We start from the raw sequence: 780 nt of genomic DNA, 5'->3' as shown, positions 1-780 counted from the left end.
AGGTCGCCGCGGGCGGCGATGGCGGCGTAGTAGGACTCGCGGCGGCGGGCCACGCAGCCGGCGGGCCGGTCGGGGGTGGTGACCTGGTCGGGGTTGAGGTGGGTGTTGAGGCCGTCGCGCAGCAGGACGAGGGCTTCGGCGCGCAGTTGGGAGACGCGGGACTCGGTGACGCCGAGTTCGGCGGCGATCTCGGTCATCGGGCGTTCGTGGAAGAAGTAGGCCTCCACGACCAGGCGCAGCCGGTCGGGCAGGGCGTCGATGGCGTGGTGGAGGTAGCCGATGCGCTCGCGGTGCACGATCAGCTCCTCGGGGCCGGCGGTGCGTTCGGGGACCATGTCCTCGGCGGTGCCGGCGGCGAAGCCCTGCAGGCTGAGCACGACGGCGCGTTGGACGTCGTTGTCGACGGACTTGATCTCGTCGACGTCGACGCCGAGGGCGGCGGCGAGTTCGGCCGGGGTGGGGGTGCGCCCGAGGGTGGCGGTCAGCTCCTGGGTGGCGGTGTCGACGCGGCGGGCGCGGGAGCGTACCGAGCGGCTGGCCCAGTCCAGGCCGCGTAGTTCGTCGAGCAGGGCGCCGCGGATGCGGGCGGTGGCGAAGCTGCCGAAGGGGGTGCCGCGCTCGGGGTCGTAGCCCTTGGCGGCGGCGGCCAGGGCGGCCATGCCGGCGGAGATGAGGTCTTCGCGGCTGACGTGGGCCGGGAGCCGGCCGAGCATCTCGCGGACCAGGTGGCCGACCAGTGGGAGGTGGCTACGTACCAGGTCCTCGACGGAACGCGGCGAC

The 780-nt window shown here is 74.0% G+C and carries 1 protein-coding gene; it reads right to left on the bottom strand.

What is annotated here, in order from left to right; translation table 11 throughout:
- A partial coding sequence (locus Pme01_RS30705; RefSeq protein WP_373315561.1) for a sigma-70 family RNA polymerase sigma factor occupies positions 1-780 on the bottom strand: 780 nt, incomplete at both ends.

It is taken from the genome of Planosporangium mesophilum (assembly GCF_016863255.1).
Classification (GTDB): domain Bacteria; phylum Actinomycetota; class Actinomycetes; order Mycobacteriales; family Micromonosporaceae; genus Planosporangium; species Planosporangium mesophilum.
The sequence above is the reverse complement of the archived record's forward strand: the minus strand, read 5'-3'. Positions and strand labels throughout refer to the sequence as shown.